Origin of the sequence: Brachybacterium rhamnosum (assembly GCF_039526185.1) — a bacterium.
GTDB classification, from domain to species: domain Bacteria; phylum Actinomycetota; class Actinomycetes; order Actinomycetales; family Dermabacteraceae; genus Brachybacterium; species Brachybacterium rhamnosum.
Map to the genome: position 1 here is coordinate 1 of NZ_BAAAIS010000002.1, position 18,722 is coordinate 18,722.

The 18,722-nt window shown below is 73.5% G+C and carries 10 protein-coding genes and 1 rRNA gene; 6 read left to right on the plus strand and 5 right to left on the minus strand.

Annotation, left to right across the window (positions count from 1 at the left end; genetic code table 11):
- The 4 genes from ABD080_RS01920 to glsA form a co-directional block, all read right to left on the minus strand.
- Nucleotides 1-102: ribosomal RNA gene (locus tag ABD080_RS01920) — 16S ribosomal RNA — on the minus strand; the annotation flags it as partial.
- Nucleotides 103-558: 456 nt separating this feature from the next.
- Entirely contained in the window at nucleotides 559-2,373 is a 1,815-nt protein-coding gene (locus ABD080_RS01925) for a glycosyltransferase family 2 protein (protein ID WP_240811167.1), read from the minus strand.
- The gene (locus ABD080_RS01930; protein WP_343903437.1) at nucleotides 2,370-3,200 is read right to left on the minus strand and encodes a DUF5926 family protein; all 831 of its coding nucleotides are present in this window, start codon (nucleotides 3,198-3,200) and stop codon (nucleotides 2,370-2,372) included. The genes ABD080_RS01925 and ABD080_RS01930 overlap by 4 nt, the downstream gene beginning before the upstream one ends.
- Nucleotides 3,201-3,210: 10 nt before the next feature.
- Complete coding sequence (gene glsA / locus ABD080_RS01935) at nucleotides 3,211-4,281, minus strand: glutaminase A (RefSeq protein WP_168197978.1); 1,071 nt, start codon at nucleotides 4,279-4,281, stop codon at nucleotides 3,211-3,213.
- Between the two features lie 61 nt (nucleotides 4,282-4,342).
- Between glsA and ABD080_RS01940 the strand changes: the two genes are divergently transcribed.
- From ABD080_RS01940 to pulA, 6 genes are all read left to right on the plus strand, one after another.
- Nucleotides 4,343-7,126: an FAD-binding and (Fe-S)-binding domain-containing protein gene (locus ABD080_RS01940; protein WP_343903438.1), complete on the plus strand. Its 2,784-nt coding sequence runs from the start codon at nucleotides 4,343-4,345 to the stop codon at nucleotides 7,124-7,126.
- A 219-nt stretch (nucleotides 7,127-7,345) separates the two neighbouring features.
- A complete protein-coding gene (locus ABD080_RS01945; RefSeq protein ID WP_343903439.1) occupies nucleotides 7,346-8,722 on the plus strand; it encodes a helix-turn-helix domain-containing protein in 1,377 nt (458 codons plus the stop codon).
- A gap of 135 nt (nucleotides 8,723-8,857) precedes the next feature.
- Nucleotides 8,858-10,381, plus strand: a complete 1,524-nt coding sequence (gene exaC, locus ABD080_RS01950; RefSeq protein ID WP_343903440.1) for an acetaldehyde dehydrogenase ExaC — start codon at nucleotides 8,858-8,860, stop codon at nucleotides 10,379-10,381.
- 189 nt (nucleotides 10,382-10,570) lie between these two features.
- Nucleotides 10,571-11,593 carry an alcohol dehydrogenase AdhP gene (adhP, locus tag ABD080_RS01955; protein WP_137768889.1) on the plus strand — a complete coding sequence of 341 codons (1,023 nt, stop codon included), beginning with the start codon at nucleotides 10,571-10,573 and terminating at the stop codon, nucleotides 11,591-11,593.
- A 158-nt stretch (nucleotides 11,594-11,751) separates the two neighbouring features.
- On the plus strand, nucleotides 11,752-12,780 hold the full coding sequence (locus tag ABD080_RS01960; protein WP_137768890.1) for an ornithine cyclodeaminase: 1,029 nt from the start codon (nucleotides 11,752-11,754) through the stop codon (nucleotides 12,778-12,780).
- Between the two features lie 211 nt (nucleotides 12,781-12,991).
- Nucleotides 12,992-16,630: a pullulanase-type alpha-1,6-glucosidase gene (pulA, locus tag ABD080_RS01965; RefSeq protein ID WP_343903441.1), complete on the plus strand. Its 3,639-nt coding sequence runs from the start codon at nucleotides 12,992-12,994 to the stop codon at nucleotides 16,628-16,630.
- Here the strand turns inward: pulA and ABD080_RS01970 are convergent.
- Nucleotides 16,594-18,657, minus strand: a complete 2,064-nt coding sequence (locus ABD080_RS01970) for an iron ABC transporter permease (protein ID WP_343903442.1) — start codon at nucleotides 18,655-18,657, stop codon at nucleotides 16,594-16,596. The genes pulA and ABD080_RS01970 overlap by 37 nt on opposite strands.
- Nucleotides 18,658-18,722 lie beyond the last annotated feature (65 nt).

The window sequence follows — 18,722 nt, forward strand, 5'->3', positions numbered from 1 at the left end:
GCCACTAATCAGACCGAGCAAGCTCGGTCGTCATCGTTCGACTTGCATGTGTTAAGCACGCCGCCAGCGTTCGTCCTGAGCCAGGATCAAACTCTCCATGAAAAAACATGAAAAACTATAAACCTGACAAAAAAACAAACAACCAGCATGTAACTGCTAATCATCCGTATATTCTGCCAATCAAATATTGGCATCAACAAATAGACACGCTATTGAGATATCAAGCAACACGCGCACTCAGTATCAGAACCCTTCCGAGTTCCTCGCTCCGAGGCAACCCCTATAACTTAGGGGATCCGGTTCTCCATGTCAATTCGGTGCGGTGTGAACCGCGCCTCATCAGTTCTGAAGTTATCCGAAGAGCCTGGTGGGAGTCGATTTCGCGTTCCGCCACTGCTGGCCTTCCCGCTGTCCCGATCTCCCGGGCACGAGGAAGAACATTACGTGGATCCCCGGGCCCGGTCAACTCGAGAGGCCCCTTTTCGGAGTGGCCTCGGCCACTTTCCCGCCCCGAGCTACATCACCGCAGGTCAGAGGCGGATCCAGCCCTCGAATCGCTCAGCGGGACGGGCGATCTCGGTCCCCGCCCTCGGACGGGGCGCTGTTCTGGGCGTCCACCGCCTCATGGACCACGAGGGAGGTGTACTCGTCCGCCGCGAGGGAGTCGCGCAGCGCCTCGGGGATCCGGGGCTCCGGCGATCCCAGGTGGGACGCGATGATCACCGCGTGGATCGGCGCGAACGGCCCGGTCACCGGGGCGGCGTGCAGCCGGGTGGCCAGAGCGTCGAGATCCACCCCCGCCAGATAGGCGATGTCGTCGGTGTCGAAGAGCCCCTCGACAGGGAGACCCCTCAGCGCGCGGTCCAGCGCCTCGATGTCCGTGTCCTCCAGGCGGATCACGTCGCCCTCCGAGAACTCGCCGTCCACCGGGAGCGCGGCGAGGCGCTCCCTGAGAACGGTGGGGCGCACCCAGGCGGTCCCGCCCGTCGTCCCCGCGCGCCGGCCGGCGCCGGCCGCGGCGGTGGCGCTCGGGCTCGAGGAGGACGGTGCCGGGCCCGGGGCAGGGAGAGCAGCGGGTGCGAGGGCATCAGCGGCCGCAGGTGCAGGTGCAGGCTCGGATGCGGTGACCTCAGCGGTGTCGGGATCCGCGTCCAGGGAGTGAGTTGGCGCCGGGGGCTGCTCCTCCCCCTCCTCGGCGATCGCTGCTGCCTGATCGGCGCGCGCGTCGGTCCGCTCGTCCTCGCCCTTTCCGAGCGCGTCGGCCTCCTCGCCGTCGGCCACGCCGGACGCGCCGGTGTGCTCACCCATGACCGTCTCGACGGCGCGGGGCCCGGGGCGTGACGCGGCGGGAGGGGCGAGAGAGCTCGGGGCCTCGGCGTCCTCCGTCATGACCGTGCCGGGTGCCGTTGGTCCGAGGGGCGCCACGGACCCCTCGGGGTCGTCCTGCGCGGTGACGGCACGAGCCTCGACCGCGGACGGCTCGGGAGAGGTGCCGTCCTCGACGACGGCGCCGTCGGCCTCCTCCCCCGAGATCTCCGGGGACAGGCGCCGACGCGCGGCGAGGGCGCGCACCACGTCCCGGAGCTGGGCGGCGCGATGCAGCTGCCCGCGCAGATCCTTGCCGGTCGCCCGATGGTGGAGGTCGCAGGGGATCTCCTTCACCCAGAACCCCGCGGTGACCGCGTCGATGCTGAGCCCGGTCTCCACACCCCACCCGCCGGCGAGCGGCTGCACGGCCTCCCACGCCTCGCGGGTGATGCAGCGGGTGCCCGAGAGCGGCTGCTGCGGCTCCCATCCGGTGGCCCGGCGGATCCCGTTGCGGCTCGTGCGCACCACGATCCCCATGCCGGAGGCGCCCACCTGCGGGGGCAGCAGCGCGATCGCCATGTCGACCCCCGTCACGAGCACGGCGTCCACGAGGGGCTGCGCGGCGGAGGCGGAGGCCCCCATGTCCGCGTCGAGGAAGAGCAGTGCCCGCTGCACGGGCGCGTCGTCGGCCTCATGGTCGACGATGACCGGCAGCGGGCCCGTGTGGCCGGCGACCCGGGGCTCGGCGTGGATCTCCTCGGTGAAGTCCGCACCGCCGTCGGCCGTCGCGGCCGCCTCCCGCAGGGCCACGAGCTGAGCGCCCGTCCCCATCGCGGCGGCCTTGCCCCGGTTCACCCGGTGGCGGACGACGACCGCGCCCGCGCCCATGGCGATCGCGGCGGTCGAGTCGGTGGAGCCGTCGTCGACGACGACCACGAGGTCCACGCCCACGAGCGTGCGCGCCGCGTCGATCGTCGCCTCGATCCGCTCCGCCTCGTTCTTGGCGGGGATCACCACGGCGACCCGCTCAGGACGGTTCGCCGCGAGCGGCCCCGCGGTGCTCATCGCAGGGTCACCTGCCGCGCGACGATGCCGCCGCGGGCGCGCCGCTCGGCGGGCGTGAGCGGGTCCGTGCTCGCGAGCGCCTCCTCGAAGCGGGAGCGGAAGGCCTCCGCCTCCGAGGCGACGCCGGCGGCCCCGTAGCCCTCGGGCAGGTCCCAGACAGGGATCGTCATGCCCTCCGCGCGGAAGGAGCCCACGTACTTCGTGCCCTCGCCGATCGCGGACTCGCGCCGCGCGTGCAGGCGGGTGACGGCGTCGATGACGCGGTCCTCGTCCGCATCGAGCACCCAGCGGAGGTGCTCCTTCGCCCCGGCGTCCACCCAGAACGCGGACGGGAGGCCGTCCACCGCGGCGGTCGCCATGATCGACTCGTTCGCGTGCTGCAGGGAGTGCTCGATCTCCGCGGTGCGCTCGGCACCCGGGTCCAGCCAGAAGTCGAAGGTGTCGTGCACGGCCAGCTCGCCGATCGAGGCGGGGTCCAGCAGGTCCTGCAGCCGCGGGGACTCCGCCGTGACCTCGACGGCGGTGACGGGGGTGCCGGGCTCGGACGCGAGCGCGGAGGCGAGCGCCTGCCCGATCCCGCGGGAGAGGTCCCCTCCCGGGTAGCTCGCCTGGACGCCGACGATGACGGAGCCGTCGGAGCGGCGCACCGCGGGCCAGGCCATCGGCAGGATCGTCGCGAGCACGACGGGGACGTCCCCGTGCTCGGCGGTGGTGCGCGCCGGGGCGGTCGCGGCGGGGACCAGCTGGCGCATGGCCACCAGGTCCCGCTCGTTCGGCAGCCCCTCGAAGGGACGTCGGACCAGGTCGTTGCTCGCGGCAGAACTCATGGACGGGAGTCTAGCGATCGTCCCCGTGCTCGACGTGCCTCTCCCGGATCAGCTCCTCGGCGCGCTCGTGGAGGTCCCACGGGGGCACGCCGTCCAGGAGGTGCAGGGCGAAGTCCGCGCTGAACCGCTCGAAGAAGAGGGTGCCGCGCACCGAGTTCCCGTGGAGGTCCAGCTGCGGGGCGTAGCTCGCGACGCCGAAGCGGGAGGGCAGCGCCGCGATGATCCCGCCGCCCACCCCGGACTTCGCGGGCAGGCCGACGTCGCTCACCCAGTCCCCCGCGTTGTCGTACATGCCGCAGGTCATCATCACGGAGAGCACCTGCCGCGCCGCGACGCGGGAGAAGACGCGCTCCCCCGTGAGCGGGTTGGTGCCGCCGGAGGCGAGGGTCGCGGCCATCACCGCGAGGTCCGTGACGGTGGTGAGCACGGCGCAGCCCTCGACGTAGCCGCCCACGACCTCCGCGGCGTCCTCCTCCATCGAACCCGCGGCGCGCAGCATGTAGGCGAGCGCGAGGTTGCGGTCCGCGGTGCCGAGCTCCTCCTCGAAGGTCTCACGGTGCAGCTCGAGCGGGCGCCCGGCCGCGGCGTCGAGCACGGCGCGCAGGCGCTGGGTGCGCTCGGACTGCTCGGCGCCGAGCATCGCGTGGGTGCGGATCGCGCCGATGTTCACGAGCGGGTTCTTGGGCTTCTTGGTGTGCGGGTCCAGGCTGAGGGCGTTGAACTCCTCCCCCGTGGGCTCCTCGTCCACGACGGAGTCCACGTGCTCCATGCCGTGGAGGTCGATCGCGGCGCCGTAGGCGAACGCCTTCGAGATCGACTGCACGGGAAAGGCGTGCTCGCGGCCGTTCCCGGCGCCGAGGATCTCCCCGTCGATCCCGCACAGGGCGACGCCGACGTGGTCCTCCCGGGCGCCGGAGAGGCGGGACAGCTCGGGGATCTCACCGGCCACCTCCGCGGAGCCGATGATGCCGCGGTCCAGCAGCACCGCGTCCTGCGGGGCGGCGTCGTCGGTCTCCGTGCACGCGGCCGCGGAGAGCTCGGTGGTCAGGCGGTCGAGGTAGGTGCTCAGTGCGCTGGTCACGCCCCGACCGTACCGGTCCCCCGCGCCGGAGGGGCGGGCCGTGCGGGGATAGCGTGGGCGCATGAGCCCCGCACCGTCGCTGGACACCTCGCCCGTCACCCGCCATGCGCTCTCCCACGACGCCTCCCACTACCTGCTGCTGCCCGCGGCGGTCGCGGTGCCCCGGGACGAGGCGGAGGTCGCGGCGCTGCTCGCACGGATGGTGCAGGAGCAGCGCCCGGTGACCTTCCGCTCCGGCGGGACGAGCCTCTCCGGGCAGGCGCAGACCTCCTCGGTGCTCGCCGACGTGCGCCGCGGATTCCGCGGGGTCGAGGTGCTCGAGGGCGGCGCCCGGGTGCGGGTGGGACCGGGTGCGACGCTGCGCGAGGTCAATGCGCGCCTCGCCCCGCACGGACGGCGCCTGGGGCCGGACCCGGCCTCGGAGGCGGCGTGCACGATCGGCGGGATCATCGCGAACAACTCCTCCGGCATGGCCGCCGGCATCACGGAGAACACGTACCGCACCCTCGAGTCGCTGCGCTGCGTGCTCCCCTCCGGCACGGTGCTGGACACCTCCGACCCCCGCGCCGACGCCCTCCTGCGCGAGGCGGAGCCCGCCCTCCACGCGGGCCTCGACGCGCTCGCGGCGCGCGTGCGGGCGGATCCGGAGGCGGTGCGCGTGATCCGCGAGCGCTTCGCCCTGAAGAACACGATGGGCTACGGGATCAACGCGCTGCTCGACTTCGACGAGCCCGCCCAGATGCTCGCCCACCTCGTCATCGGCTCCGAGGGGACCCTCGCCTTCGTCTCCTCGGCGGTCTTCCGGACGGTCGCCGTGCCCGCGCACACCGCGACCGGGCTGCTCGTGCTGCCGGACCTGCGCCGCGCGACGGCCGCGCTGCCCGCCCTCACCGAGCAGGGCTTCGCGACCGTCGAGCTGCTCGACGCGCGCTCGCTCGAGGTCGCCCGCGCCCTCCCGGGTGCCCCGCAGGAGATCACCGCGCTCGACGTGCGCGGTCATGCGGCGCTGCTGCTCGAGCAGCGCGCCGACGACCCCGCGGAGCTCCAGGACCGTGTGGGCAGGGCGGAGCAGCTCGCTCGCGTTCTCGACCCCGCCGCCGGCTTCGCCATGACCATCGATCCGGGCCGCCGCTCCGCCCTCTGGACGGCCCGCAAGGGGCTGTACGCGGCGGTCGCCGGGGCCCGGCCCGCCGGCTCCACCGCCCTGCTCGAGGACGTCGCGGTGCCGGTGCCGGCCCTGGAGGCGACCTGCGCGGGACTGCAGGATCTCTTCACCCGCCACGGCTACGACGGCGCGGTGATCTTCGGCCACGCGAAGGACGGCAACATCCACTTCCTGCTCGACGAGCACCTGGACCGCGGGGACCGGCTCGAGGCCTTCACCGAGGACATGGTCGAGCTGGTGCTGGACCACGGCGGGAACCTCAAGGCCGAGCACGGCACGGGACGCGTGATGGCGCCCTTCGTGGAGCGGCAGTACGGCCCCGCGCTGCACGCCGTGATGCGGGAGATCAAGGCGCTCGTGGACCCGGAGGGGATCCTCAACCCCGGCGTGGTGCTCACCGACGACCCCCGGGCCCACATGCGTGATCTCAAGCCCGTGGTCGAGGTCGAGGAGGAGGTGGACCGCTGCGTGGAGTGCGGGTACTGCGAGCCCGTGTGCCCCAGCCGCGACCTCACCCTCACACCGCGGCAGCGGATCGTGCTGCGCCGCGACCTGCGCGCCGCGGAGCGCTCCGGGGACGAGGGCACCGCCCGTGCGATCCGCGAGGCCTACCCGTACGAGGGCCTCGCGACCTGCGCGGCGGACGGCATGTGCCAGAGCGCCTGCCCCGTGGGCATCAACACCGGGGACCTCGTACGACGCCTGCGCGCCGAGGAGGCCGGCCCGCTCGAGGGCGCGGCCTGGGCCGCCGCGGCCGGGAGCTGGGACACGGTCACGCGCGGAGCCTCCCTCGCGATGGGTGCGGCCGGAGCGCTGCCCCGTGCCCTCCCCGCCGCGGCCACCGGGGCGGCGCGGGCGCTGCTCGGCGCGGACCGCGTGCCCGCCTACACGGCGGAGCTCCCCCGCCGCGGCGGGGCCGTGCGCCAGGCCGGCGGTCGGGGCCGGGCCTCCGCCGTGACCGCGGCCGTGCACCTCCCCGCGTGCGTCCACACGATGTTCGGCTCCGGGAGCACCGGGGGCACGGCCGGCGCCGGGGCCCCCGGGGCGCTCGCGGTGCTCGCCGAGCGGGCCGGGGTGCGCCTCGCCGTCCCCGACGACGCCGCCTCCCTGTGCTGCGGGACGCCGTTCTCCTCGAAGGGCATGACCGCGGCGAAGGAGCGCATGCACGAGCACCTGCGCCGCAGCCTGCGCTCGGCGACGCAGGACGGAGCGCTGCCGGTCGTCGTCGACGCCGCGAGCTGCACCGAGGGCGTGCTCGGCGCCCTCGAGAGCCTGCACCGCGAGGGCGTGGACGTCGAGGTGATCGACGCCGTGACCTTCGCCCGCCGTCACCTCCTCCCCCTCCTCGAGGTCAGACGGCGCGTGCCCTCGGTGACCGTGCACCCCACGTGCTCCACGACCGCGCTCGGCGCGACCGAGGACCTCGTCGCCCTCGCCGAGGCCGCGGCGGAGGAGGTCGTCGTGCCCGTCGCCTGGGGATGCTGCGCCTACGCCGGGGACCGCGGCATGCTGCACCCCGAGCTCACCGCCTCCGCGACCGCCGCGGAGGCCGCCGAGGTCGCCGCCCGCCCCACCGCGGCGTACGTGAGCGCGAACCGTACCTGCGAGCTGGGCATGCACGCCGCGACCGGGCAGGAGTACCGCCACGTGCTCGAGCTGCTCGCGGAGGTCACCGCATGATCACCGCGCGCGGGGCCTCGCCCCTCGCGCGTCCTCTCCCCCGCCTCCCCGTCGGTGCCGGGCACCGTTGCCCTCCCCCGTCGCCGCGGGTACCGTCGGACCATTCCCGGCACGACGGACGACGAGGTGGATCGTGACCGACCGAGCACGGCTCGCGGGCGCCTGCGCGCGCGGGTCAGACCGCCGCGACCACGGCGGCATCGGCGACCGAGGAGCGCGATGACCGCCTCCCCGGTCCCGCCCACCGAGCGCGCCTACCAGCAGCAGGTGCTGCGCGCCCACGAGGACCTGCGCTCCGCGCTCGATCCCGCACGGGGCACTCTCGGCGCCGTCCGCGCGCCCGTGCTCGAGAGCTGGGTGCGCTCGATCGCGAGCCTCGCCGCCCGCGGCGCCGCGGCCGTCGACCCGGCGGTCGTGGACGACGATCTCGAGGAGCTGCGGCGCGAGCACCTCTTCGCCCGCGTGCTGCCGCTGCTGCGCGACCGGCTCATCGACCCCGCGGTCTCCGCCGGGCTCGTGGTCGCCCTCGGCGACGCGGGCGGCCGCCTGCTGTGGGTCGAGGGCCAGCGGTCGATGCTCTCCCGGGCCGAGCGGATGGGCTTCGCCCCCGGCGTGGACTGGTCCGAGCGGGCGATGGGCACCTCCGCCCCCGCCCTCGCCCTCTCCACGAGCGCGGCCGCGCAGGTCGTGGGCGCGGAACACTTCGTCGAGGCGGTCCACCCCTGGAGCTGCTCCGCGGTGCCCGTCCTCCATCCGCTCACCCGGCAGACCCTCGGGGTCATCGACGTCACCGGCGGCGAAGAAGCCGTCGCCCCGCTCGTGCTGCCCCTGCTCGCCTCCGCCGCCCGCGCCGCGGAGGAGGAGCTGCGCTCCTTGCTCGCCGAGGAGTCCGCCGGCCGAGGCGGCTCCGGCTCCGACTCCACCGTGCCGACGGCCTCCTCCCCCCGGTCCTTCCCGATCGTCTCGGCCCGGCCCGCTGCTGAGGCGTCCCCCGCCGCGCGGCTGCTCGTGCTCGGCCGGCGCACGCCCCTGCTCGTCGTCGGCGGGGAGCAGGTGGAGCTGAGCGGAAGGCACGCGGAGCTGCTCACGCTCCTGCACCGGGCCGGCGACGGCCTGAGCGGCGGGGAGATCGCCCAGGACCTCCACGACTCCGGCGCTGCCGAGGGGACCGTGCGCGCGGAGCTCGTGCGCCTGCGCAAGGTGCTCGCCGCGCTGCCCGGCCCCGAGGCCTCCCGGCCCGGCCTCGCCTCTCGGCCCTACCGCCTCACGGGCGGGATCACGAGCGACCTCCACGAGGCGCGGGAGGCGATCACCCGCGGTGACGTGGACCAGGTGCTCGCGAGCTACCGCGGCGCGCTGCTGCCCTCCTCCGACGCCCCCGCGATCCGTGACCTGCGGGAGCGCACGGCCGCGCTCGTGCACCAGCTGCTCATGGACAACGGCAGCTGGGACCAGCTGTGGAGGTACTCGCAGCTCCCCGAGGCCCGGGAGGGCGAGGACGTGCTCATGGCGGTGCTGTCCCTCGCCCCGCCGGACGCCCCCGAGCGCGCGGAGGCCGTGGTGCGGCTCGAGGAGCTGCGCGGCACCGGCCTCTGAGCACCGCAGCGGCCGCGCAACGTCGCCGCAACGTGACCCGGATTACAGTCGACCTACTCCGACGCCGCCGTCGGACCCCGATCGGTCCCCGGCGACGGAACGGACGGCAGTTACGTTCGCGACGAAGGGAACCTCATGACCGTCTATGCACGCCCCGGCACCGAGGGAGCGAAGGTCTCCTTCCGCTCCCGCTACGAGAACTACATCGGGGGCCAGTGGGTGCCGCCCACCAAGGGCGAGTACTTCCAGAACCCCACGCCGGTCACCGGCGAGGTCTTCACCGAGGTCGCCCGCTCGACCGCGGAGGACGTGGAGCTGGCGCTCGACGCCGCCCACGCCGCGGCCCCCACCTGGAACACGACCTCCCCCGCCGAGCGCGCGGTGATCCTCAACAGGATCGCCGACCGCATCGAGGAGAACCTCGAGCACATCGCCGTCGCCGAGACCTGGGACAACGGCAAGCCCGTGCGGGAGACCCTCAACGCGGACATCCCGCTCGCGATCGACCACTTCCGCTACTTCGCCGGCGCGATCCGCGCCCAGGAGGGCGCGCTCTCCCAGATCGACGAGGACACGGTCGCCTACCACTTCCACGAGCCGCTCGGCGTGGTCGGCCAGATCATCCCGTGGAACTTCCCGATCCTCATGGCCGTCTGGAAGCTCGCCCCCGCCCTCGCGGCCGGCAACTGCGTGGTGCTCAAGCCCGCCGAGCAGACCCCCGCCTCGATCCTCGTGCTCTTCGAGCTCATCGGCGACCTGCTCCCCGAGGGCGTCGTCAACATCGTCAACGGGTTCGGCGTCGAGGCCGGCAAGCCGCTCGCCTCGAACAAGCGCATCGCGAAGATCGCCTTCACCGGTGAGACCACGACCGGCCGCCTGATCATGCAGTACGCGAGCCAGAACCTCATCCCGGTGACCCTCGAGCTGGGCGGCAAGAGCCCGAACCTCTTCTTCGAGGACGTCGCCGCGCAGAAGGACTCCTACTACGACAAGGCCCTCGAGGGCTTCGCGATGTTCTCCCTGAACCAGGGCGAGGTCTGCACCTGCCCCTCGCGCGCCCTCGTCCAGGACAGCATCTTCGACTCCTTCGTGGCCGACGGCCTCGAGCGGGTGAAGGCCACCAAGCAGGGCGACCCGCTGGACACCGACACGATGATCGGCGCGCAGGCGAGCAACGACCAGCTCGAGAAGATCCTGTCCTACATCGACATCGGCACCCAGGAGGGCGCGAAGCTGCTCACCGGCGGCGAGCGCGCCGACCTCGGCGGCGACCTCTCCGGCGGCTACTACGTGACCCCCACCGTGTTCGAGGGGGACAACTCGATGCGGATCTTCCAGGAGGAGATCTTCGGTCCTGTCCTCGCCCTGACCCGCTTCTCCGACTACGACGAGGCGATCTCGATCGCCAACGACACCCTCTACGGGCTCGGGTCGGGCGTGTGGAGCCGGCAGCAGAACACCATCTACCGCGCCGGGCGGGCCATCCAGGCCGGCCGCGTGTGGGTGAACAACTACCACTCCTATCCCGCGCACGCCGCGTTCGGCGGGTACAAGTCCTCCGGCATCGGCCGCGAGAACCACCTCATGATGCTCGACCACTACCAGCAGACGAAGAACCTCCTCGTCTCCTACTCGGAGCAGAAGCTCGGCTTCTTCTGAGCCGACCCCGAGCCCCGACGGGGGCGGCCGAGCCGCGCCGCCCGGCGCCCGCCCCGCCCCCGTCGGCAGCACCGCGGCGACCACCGTCGCGGAGTCCGACCGAAGACAGCACGAACGGTCCGCCGGCACCCTGCCGACGTCCCGCCCTCACCCCGCGCCCGATGACGGGCCGATCAAGGAGAGAGAACGATGACCAGCACCATGACCGCCGCCGTCGTCCACGAGTTCGGCAGCGAGCTCACCGTCGAGGACTACACCCTCCCCGAGCCCGGCCGCGGCCAGGCCCTCGTCAAGCTCATCGCCTCCGGCGTGTGCCACACCGACCTCCACGCCGCCGAGGGCGACTGGCCCGTGAAGCCCTCCCCGCCCTTCGTCCCCGGCCACGAGGGCGTGGGCGTCGTCGAGAAGATCGGCGAGGGCGTCGAGGACGTCGAGGTCGGCGACACGATCGGCAACGCCTGGCTGTGGAGCGCCTGCGGCGACTGCCAGTACTGCCGCACCGGCTGGGAGACGCTGTGCGAGCAGCAAGAGAACGGCGGCTACAGCGTCGACGGCTCCTTCGGCCAGTACATGCTCGTGGACACCAAGTTCGCGGCCCGCATCCCCGAGGGCGCGGACCCCTACGAGATCGCCCCCGTGCTGTGCGCCGGCGTCACCGTCTACAAGGGCCTCAAGCGCACCGAGGTACGCCCCGGCGAGTGGGTCGTCATCTCCGGGATCGGCGGCCTCGGCCACATCGCCGTGCAGTACGCGGTCGCGATGGGCATGCGCGTGATCGCGGTGGACATCGCCCAGGAGAAGCTCGACCTCGCCACGAAGCACGGCGCGGAGATCGTCGTCGACGCGTCGAGCGAGGACCCGGTCGCCGTCATCCAGGAGAAGGTGGGCGGCAGCCACGGCGTGCTCGTCACGGCCGTGCACCCCAAGGCATTCGGCCAGGCGATCGGCATGACCCGCCGCGGCGGGACGATCGTCTTCAACGGCCTGCCCCCGGGCGACTTCCCCGCCCCGATCTTCGACATCGTGCTCAAGGGCCTCACGATCCGCGGCTCGATCGTCGGCACCCGTCAGGACCTCGCGGAGGCGATCGAGTTCTACGCGGCCGGGAAGATCCACCCGACCTTCACCAAGCGCCCCCTCGAGGACATCAACCAGATCCTCGGTGAGATGAAGGAGGGCAAGATCGACGGCCGCGTGGTCATCGAGTACTGACCTCCCCGCCGGACCTTCCCCACGGACGGGCCCGGTCGCTCCCTCGGGGCGGCCGGGCCCGTCCGTGCATTCCCGCGGCGGCGGCCGGTGCGGGGTCCTACGATGACGGCCAGGACTCCCTGCCGGCCCCCGACCGGCCCGCCCCGGAGGTGAGGACGATGACCCAGCTGCTCGACGTGACGGGTGCGGCGCGATGGATCCGGCGCGACGGCGCGGAGCGGATCCTCACCCGCATGGCGCAGTACCTCGAGGCGGACTACCGGCGCTGGGAGAGCTTCGAGAAGATCCCGCGCATCGCGAGCCACACGCCGCTCGGCGTCATCGAGCTCATGCCCACCTCCGACGGCGAGACGTACTCCTTCAAGTACGTCAACGGCCACCCCTCGAACCCCGCCCGCGGCTTCCAGACCGTCACCGCGTTCGGCGCCCTGGCCGACGTCGACAACGGCTATCCCGTGTTCCTCGCGGAGATGACGCTGCTGACGGCGCTGCGCACGGCCGCGCTCTCCGCCCTCGCGGCCCGGTACCTGGCCCGCCCGGACTCCCGCGTGCTCGCCCTCGTGGGCGCCGGCTCGCAGTCCGAGTTCCAGGCCCTCGCGATGCGCGGACTGCTGGGGATCGAGGAGCTGCGCGTGGTCGACGTCGACCCGGCGGCCATGGCCAAGCTGCGCCGGAACCTCGAGCCGCTCGGCTTCCGGATCCACGACGCCGGAACGGTGGACGAGGCGGTCGACGGGGCGGACGTCATCACCACCTGCACCGCGGACAAGACCCGGGCGACGGTGCTGCGGGCGGACCAGGTGCGGCCCGGCGTGCACGTCAACGCGATCGGCGGCGACTGCCCCGGCAAGACCGAGCTCGAGGCCGCGCTCCTCGAGCGGGCCCGCGTGGTCGTCGAGTTCACCCCGCAGACCCGCATCGAGGGCGAGATCCAGCAGCTGGCGCCGGACTTCCCCGTGACCGAGCTGTGGGAGGTGCTCACGGGCGCCGCGCCGGGACGCCGCGACGCGGAGGAGATCACGGTGCTCGACTCGGTGGGCTTCGCCATCTCGGACTTCTCCGCGCTGCGCTGCGCACGCGACGCGACCGCGGGCACGGACCTGGAGGCCTCCGTGGACCTCGTGGCCGATCCCGACGACCCGAAGGATCTCTTCTCGCTCGTGGACGTGCTCGCGCCGGTCCCGTGAACCCCTTCCCGAGCTGAAAGTTCTTGCAAGTTCTGCCTGCACGGTTGAAGGTCGCTGCCGCAGCTCGTAGGTTCGTGGCAGGTCCCCTGCGCATCGATGCCCCGGGTGGCCTGCAAGATCCGCAAGAACCGCCCCGCCCCGCCCCGGTACCGCCGCGCCCCCACGCGGCCCCCACCCACGCCCGCCGGCACCGGACGAAGGAGTCCCCCGCATGCCGCTCCCCCGCCTCCTCCCCATCGCCTCGCCGCTAGCCCGGGTGCTCGCCGCGCTGAGCGGGCTGCTGCTGCTCGCCGCGTGCCTGATCGGCACCGGGCCGGCGAGCGCGCTGCCCGCCCCGCAGGCGCCAGCCGCTCCCGCCGCCCCTGCCGCACCGGACGGCACGGGGACGACCGGGACCCTCGTGACCCTCCCCGGGTCCTTCGGCACCGCGCTCGGCTGCCCCGGCGACTGGCAGCCGGACTGCACGGCGACCGCGATGACCCTCGACGCCGATTCCGGGAAGTACACGCTGGACGCCGAGCTCCCGGCCGGGGACTACACCTACAAGGTGGCCGAGGGCGGGACCTGGGACGTGAGCTACGGCGCCGGCGGCGTGCCCGGCGGGGCCGACGTGCCGCTGCACCACGAGGGCGGGGAGATCAGCTTCTGGTACGACCCCACGACCCATGTCGTCGCCACCACGGCCGACGGCCCGCTGATCACCCTCCCCGGGACGATCGACGCGGCGCTCGGCTGCCCCGGGGACTGGGCACCGGAGTGCATGGCCACCTGGATGCAGGACGCCGACGGCGACGGCCTGTACACCTTCACCACCACGGCGCTGCCCGAGGGCTCCTACGCCGTGAAGGTCGCCCACGACCGCTCCTGGGACGAGAACTACGGTGAGGGCGGCGCCGCCGGCGGCGCGGACATCCCGTTCTCGACGAAGGAGGGCAAGGTCGTGACCTTCAGCTACGACCCGCAGACGCACCTGCTGACGATCGAGACGGAGGACCCACTCGTGGCCGGCACCGGCGTCCAGCGCGCCCATCTCGTCGACGCGGACACGATCGCCTGGCCCGCGGACCTCGGCGGCGCGGTCACCGCCGGCGACGCCTTCACCCTCCTCGCCGCCCCCGAGGGCGGGATCACCGTGGAGGAGGGCGCGATCACCGGCGGGACGGCGCTCGGCTCGCTCACCCTGCGCGAGGGAGGGCTCACCGAGACCGAGCTCGAGGGCCGCGGCCACCTCGCGGACTTCCTCGCCCTGGACCTGACGGGGGTGGACCGCGATCAGCTCGCGGAGGCCCTGCGCGGCCAGCTCGCCGTCGCCCGCTCCGGGGCCGACGGGGTCACGGCGCTCACCGGGGTGCAGGTCCCCGGCGGGCTCGACGCCCTTTATGCCGAGGCCGCCGCCGAGGCCCGGCTCGGCCCCGTCGTCTCCGCGGACGGCGTCTCCCTCTCCCTGTGGGCGCCCACCGCCCGCTCCGTCGTCCTGCAGCTCCTGGACCCGTCGGACCCGGAGACCCTCGCCGATCCCGCGGCCGTGCGATCGGCCGGATACACCGAGGTCCCGCTGAAGCGGGACGCTGCCAGCGGCGTGTGGAGCGTCGAGGGGCCCGCGGACTGGGAGGACCGCGCCTACCGCTTCGCCGTCGAGGTCTACGACCCCGCGCTGGGCCGCGTCGTCACGAGCGAGGTCACCGACCCGTACTCGGTGGGGCTCACCCTCGACTCCGCCGCCTCGATGCTCGTGGACCTCGAGGACCCGCGCTGGTCGCCCGCGATCTGGGAGGACACCCCCGCCCCGGTCGTCGAGCAGTTCGCGGACCAGACCATCTACGAGATGCACCTGCGGGACTTCTCCGCCGGGGACGAGCAGCTCCCCGAGGAAGCCCGCGGCACCTACGCCGCCTTCGGGCACCCCGACTCGCAGGGCTCCGCGCGGCTGCGGGAGCTCGCGGATGCCGGCATGACGACCGTGCACCTGCTGCCCACCTTCGACATCGCGACGATCGAGGAGGAGCGCTCCGCGCAGGTCACCCCCGAGATCCCCGAGGCCGGGCCCGCCTCCACCGAGCAGCAGGCCGCGGTCACCGCCGCGGCGGGCGGGGACGCCTACAACTGGGGCTACGACCCCTTCCACTACATGGCGCCCGAGGGCTCCTACGCCCGCACCGGACACCAGGTGGGCGGGGAGCGCACCGCCGAGTTCCGCTCGATGGTGGGCAGCATCCACGACATGGGCCTGCAGGTCGTCGTCGACCAGGTCTTCAACCACACCGCGGCGAGCGGCCAGGCGGAGACCTCCGTGCTGGACCGCGTGGTCCCCGGCTACTACCAGCGGCTGGACCTCGACGGCGACGTCGAGAACTCGACCTGCTGCTCCAACACCGCGACCGAGAACGCGATGATGAACAGGCTGATGGTGGACTCCGTCGTCCTGTGGGCCCGCGCGTACCACGTGGACGGCTTCCGCTTCGACCTCATGGGGCACCACTCCGCGGCGACCATGCAGGACGTGCGCGCGGCCCTGGACGAGCTGACCCTCGAGCGCGACGGCGTGGACGGGAGGAGCATCTACCTCTACGGCGAGGGCTGGAACTTCGGCGAGGTGGCCGACGGCGCCCGCTTCACCCAGGCCACCCAGGGGAACCTGGGCGGCACCTCGATCGGCGCCTTCAACGACCGGCTCCGGGACGCGGTGCACGGCGGCAGCCCCTTCGACACGGACAAGCGCACGCACCAGGGCTTCGGCAACGGCCTCGTGACCATGCCCAACGGCTCCTCCCCCGATGACGAGGAGACCCAGCTGGCGGACCTGCGCCACCGCACGGACCTCGTCCGCCTCGGCATGGCCGGGAACCTCGCGGACTACGAGCTGCTCGCCTCCGACGGCACGGTCACGCGCGGCGACGAGCTGGACTACAACGGCGTGCCCGCAGGCTTCGCGACCCGGCCCGAGGAGTCCGTGAACTACGTCGACGCGCACGACAACGAGGCGCTGTACGACATGAACGTGTGGAAGCTGCCGCAGGACGCTTCCAGCGCCACCCGGGCCCGGATGAACACGCTCTCCCTCGCCACGGTCACGCTCGGCCAGTCCCCGTCGTTCTGGGCGGGCGGCACGGACGTGCTGCGCTCGAAGTCCCTGGACCGCGACTCCTACGACTCTGGCGACCACTTCAACGCGATCGACTGGAGCGGCGAGGACACGGGCTACGGCCGCGGTCTCCCGCCCGAGGAGAAGAACGGCGAGGCCTGGGACCTCATGACCCCGATGCTCGAGGATCCCGCCAAGCGGCCGACCGCCGAGGACGTCACCTTCTCCGAGGCGAGCACCCTGGACCTGCTGCGCCTGCGCTCCTCCTCACCGCTGTTCACCCTGGGCGACGCGGAGCTCATCGAGCAGAAGGTCAGCTTCCCCAATGCCGGTCCCGAGGCGACGCCGGGACTGCTCGTCATGCGGATCGACGACACCGCCGGTGAGGACGTGGACCCGGCCCTCGACGGCCTCGTCGTGGTCATCAACGCCTCCGGGGAGCCGATCACCGAGGAGATCGAGGGGATGGAGGGCACGAAGCTCTCCCTCTCGCGGATCCAGGCGAAGGGCGCGGACCCGGTCGTGAAGGAGTCCCGCTGGAAGAAGGGCACGGCCACGGTGCCCGCGCAGAGCGTCGCCGTGTTCGTCCAGGCGCAGCACCCGCGCGGCGACCACCCGGGCCATGGACACGGCAAGGGGAACGGGAACGGGAACGGCCACGGGAACGGCAACGGGAAGGGCCGCGGGAAGGACGCCGGCGCCTCCGACGTCGCCGCGCTCGCCCCGACGGCTCAGGCCCGGGACCGCCAGAGCAGCCAGAGGAAGTAGGGCGCGCCGATCACGGCGACGAGCAGTCCCGCGGGCACCTGCGCCGGGGCGATGAGCATGCGGCCCAGGAGGTCCGCGACGCCCACGAGCACCCCGCCCAGCAGCATCGCGACGGGGAGCATGCGCAGGTGCCGGCCGCCCACGAGGGCACGGGCGAGGTGCGGGGCGACGAGGCCCACGAAGCCGACCACGCCGACCGCGACCACGCTGATCGCGGCGAGCACCGCGGCGAGCGCGAGCACCACGAGGCGCGCCCGCTCGCGGGGCACGCCGAGGATCTGCGGGGTGTCCTCGTCGATCGTCAGCAGGTCCATTTCCCGGTGCAGCGCGAGCACGACGGGCAGGGCGAGCACGAGCACGACGAGCACCGGGACGACGTCCGCGAGGGAGCGGCCGTAGGTGGTGCCGGAGAGCCAGGTGAGCACGCGCGGGGTGTCGAAGGGGTTCGAGCGCAGCAGCACGAAGGTCGTCAGCGCCGTCATCCCGTAGCCCACGCCGATCCCGATCAGCACGAAGCGCTCGGGCGCCAGTCCCCTGCCCTGCCGGGCGAGGAGGGCGGTGAGGGCGAAGGTCGCGAGGCCCATGAGCACGGCGAGCGCGATCATCGCGGGCCGGCCGCCGCCGATCGTCGTCACGACGAGCGCCGCGCCGAGACCGGCACCCGCGGTGATGCCCAGCAGCCCGGGCTCCGCGAGCGGGTTGCGGACGGTCGACTGGACGATCCCGCCGGCGAGGGCGAGCGCCGCCCCCGCGAGCACGGCGGCGGACATCCGCGGCAGGCGCTCCCCGAGCGCGCGGGAGACGAGGGTGGGGGCGTCGCCGCGGATCCACAGCAGCAGGTCCCCCGTGCGCAGCAGGAGGCTCCCGCCGAGCAGCCCGCCGATAGCGACGGCGATCAGCAGCACCAGCAGCACACCGCCCACGATCCAGAATCTCCGGGAGGAGCGCAGGCCCGTCCGGGCCTCCGGGGGCCGGCGGGCGGGGCCCGCGTCCCGCATCCGGCGGGCGAGGACCACGATCACCACGGCGCCCAGCAGCGCCGTCGGCACCCCCGTGGGGATGCTCGCCGCGGCGGTCGCGCCGAGCGCCGCACGGACCGTCGCGTCGGCGAGCAGCACGACGAGCGCGCCGATCAGGCCCGCCGCGGGGACCAGCAGCAGATGGCGGTGCAGGGCGGGCACCCGCGAGGCGACGAGCCGGGCGAGCACGGGGGCGCCGAGCCCCACGAAGGCGAGCGGCCCCGCGACGGTCACCGCGGTCGCGGTGAGCACGACCGCGGCGAGCACGGCGAGCACGCGGGTGCGCCGCACCGGGACGCCGAGCGTCGCGGCCGTGTCGTCCCCCGCGCCGAGCACGTCGAGGCGGCGGGAGAGCAGGAGCGCGATCGCGAGCACGAGCGCGATCACCGGCAGGGCGCGCAGGGAGGCGTCGAGGTTCAGCTGGGAGAGGGAGCCGCTGCCCCACGCGTACAGCCCCGTCGTCTCCTGCTCGAAGAGGATCAGCAGCATCGAGGTGCCCGCCTGGAGCGCCATGGTGACGGCAGATCCCGCGAGCACGAGGCGCGTGGTCGAGGTGCCGGCGCCGCCGGCGAGGGCGAGCACGGCGCCCGCGGCGAGCAGGCCGCCCACGAAGGCGACCCCGCCCGAGGCCCACAGCGGGACCGAGAGCCCGAGCGCGGCGACGAGGCAGATCGCGAAGTAGGAGCCGGCGGTCACCGCGAGGGTGTCCGGGGAGGCGAGGGCGTTGCGGGAGACGGACTGCAGGAGCGCGCCGGCGACGCCGAGGGCGATGCCGACGACGACGCCCGCGAGCAGCCGGGGCACGCGGGAGGCGGTGAGGATCTCCCCGATCGCTGGCCCGGTGCCGGGGCGGTCCGCGCCGAGCAGGTGGCGCAGCAGGTCCCCGACCCCGATGCCGGAGGTCCCCTGGGTGAGGTGCCACAGGCCGACGGCCGCGACGGCGAGCGCGAGCAGCGCGAGGGTCAGGACCCCTCCCGCGAGGCCGGCGACGCCGGTCCGCCCCGGCATCGCGCCGGGGGTCGGGGCGCCGTCGGCGGGCCGCCCGCCCGCGGGGGCCGGGCGGCCCCCGGGTG

Bases quoted from the DNA above. Each gene is read 5' to 3' on its own strand.
- pulA (WP_343903441.1), top strand. From the start codon at position 12,992: ATGCCGCTCCCCCGCCTCCTCCCCATCGCCTCGCCGCTAGCCCGGGTG.
- adhP (WP_137768889.1), top strand. From the start codon at position 10,571: ATGACCAGCACCATGACCGCCGCCGTCGTCCACGAGTTCGGCAGCGAG.
- ABD080_RS01960 (WP_137768890.1), top strand. From the start codon at position 11,752: ATGACCCAGCTGCTCGACGTGACGGGTGCGGCGCGATGGATCCGGCGC.
- ABD080_RS01930 (WP_343903437.1), bottom strand. From the start codon at position 3,200: ATGAGTTCTGCCGCGAGCAACGACCTGGTCCGACGTCCCTTCGAGGGG.
- ABD080_RS01945 (WP_343903439.1), top strand. From the start codon at position 7,346: ATGACCGCCTCCCCGGTCCCGCCCACCGAGCGCGCCTACCAGCAGCAG.
- ABD080_RS01940 (WP_343903438.1), top strand. From the start codon at position 4,343: ATGAGCCCCGCACCGTCGCTGGACACCTCGCCCGTCACCCGCCATGCG.
- ABD080_RS01925 (WP_240811167.1), bottom strand. From the start codon at position 2,373: ATGAGCACCGCGGGGCCGCTCGCGGCGAACCGTCCTGAGCGGGTCGCC.
- ABD080_RS01970 (WP_343903442.1), bottom strand. From the start codon at position 18,657: ATGCCGGGGCGGACCGGCGTCGCCGGCCTCGCGGGAGGGGTCCTGACC.
- exaC (WP_343903440.1), top strand. From the start codon at position 8,858: ATGACCGTCTATGCACGCCCCGGCACCGAGGGAGCGAAGGTCTCCTTC.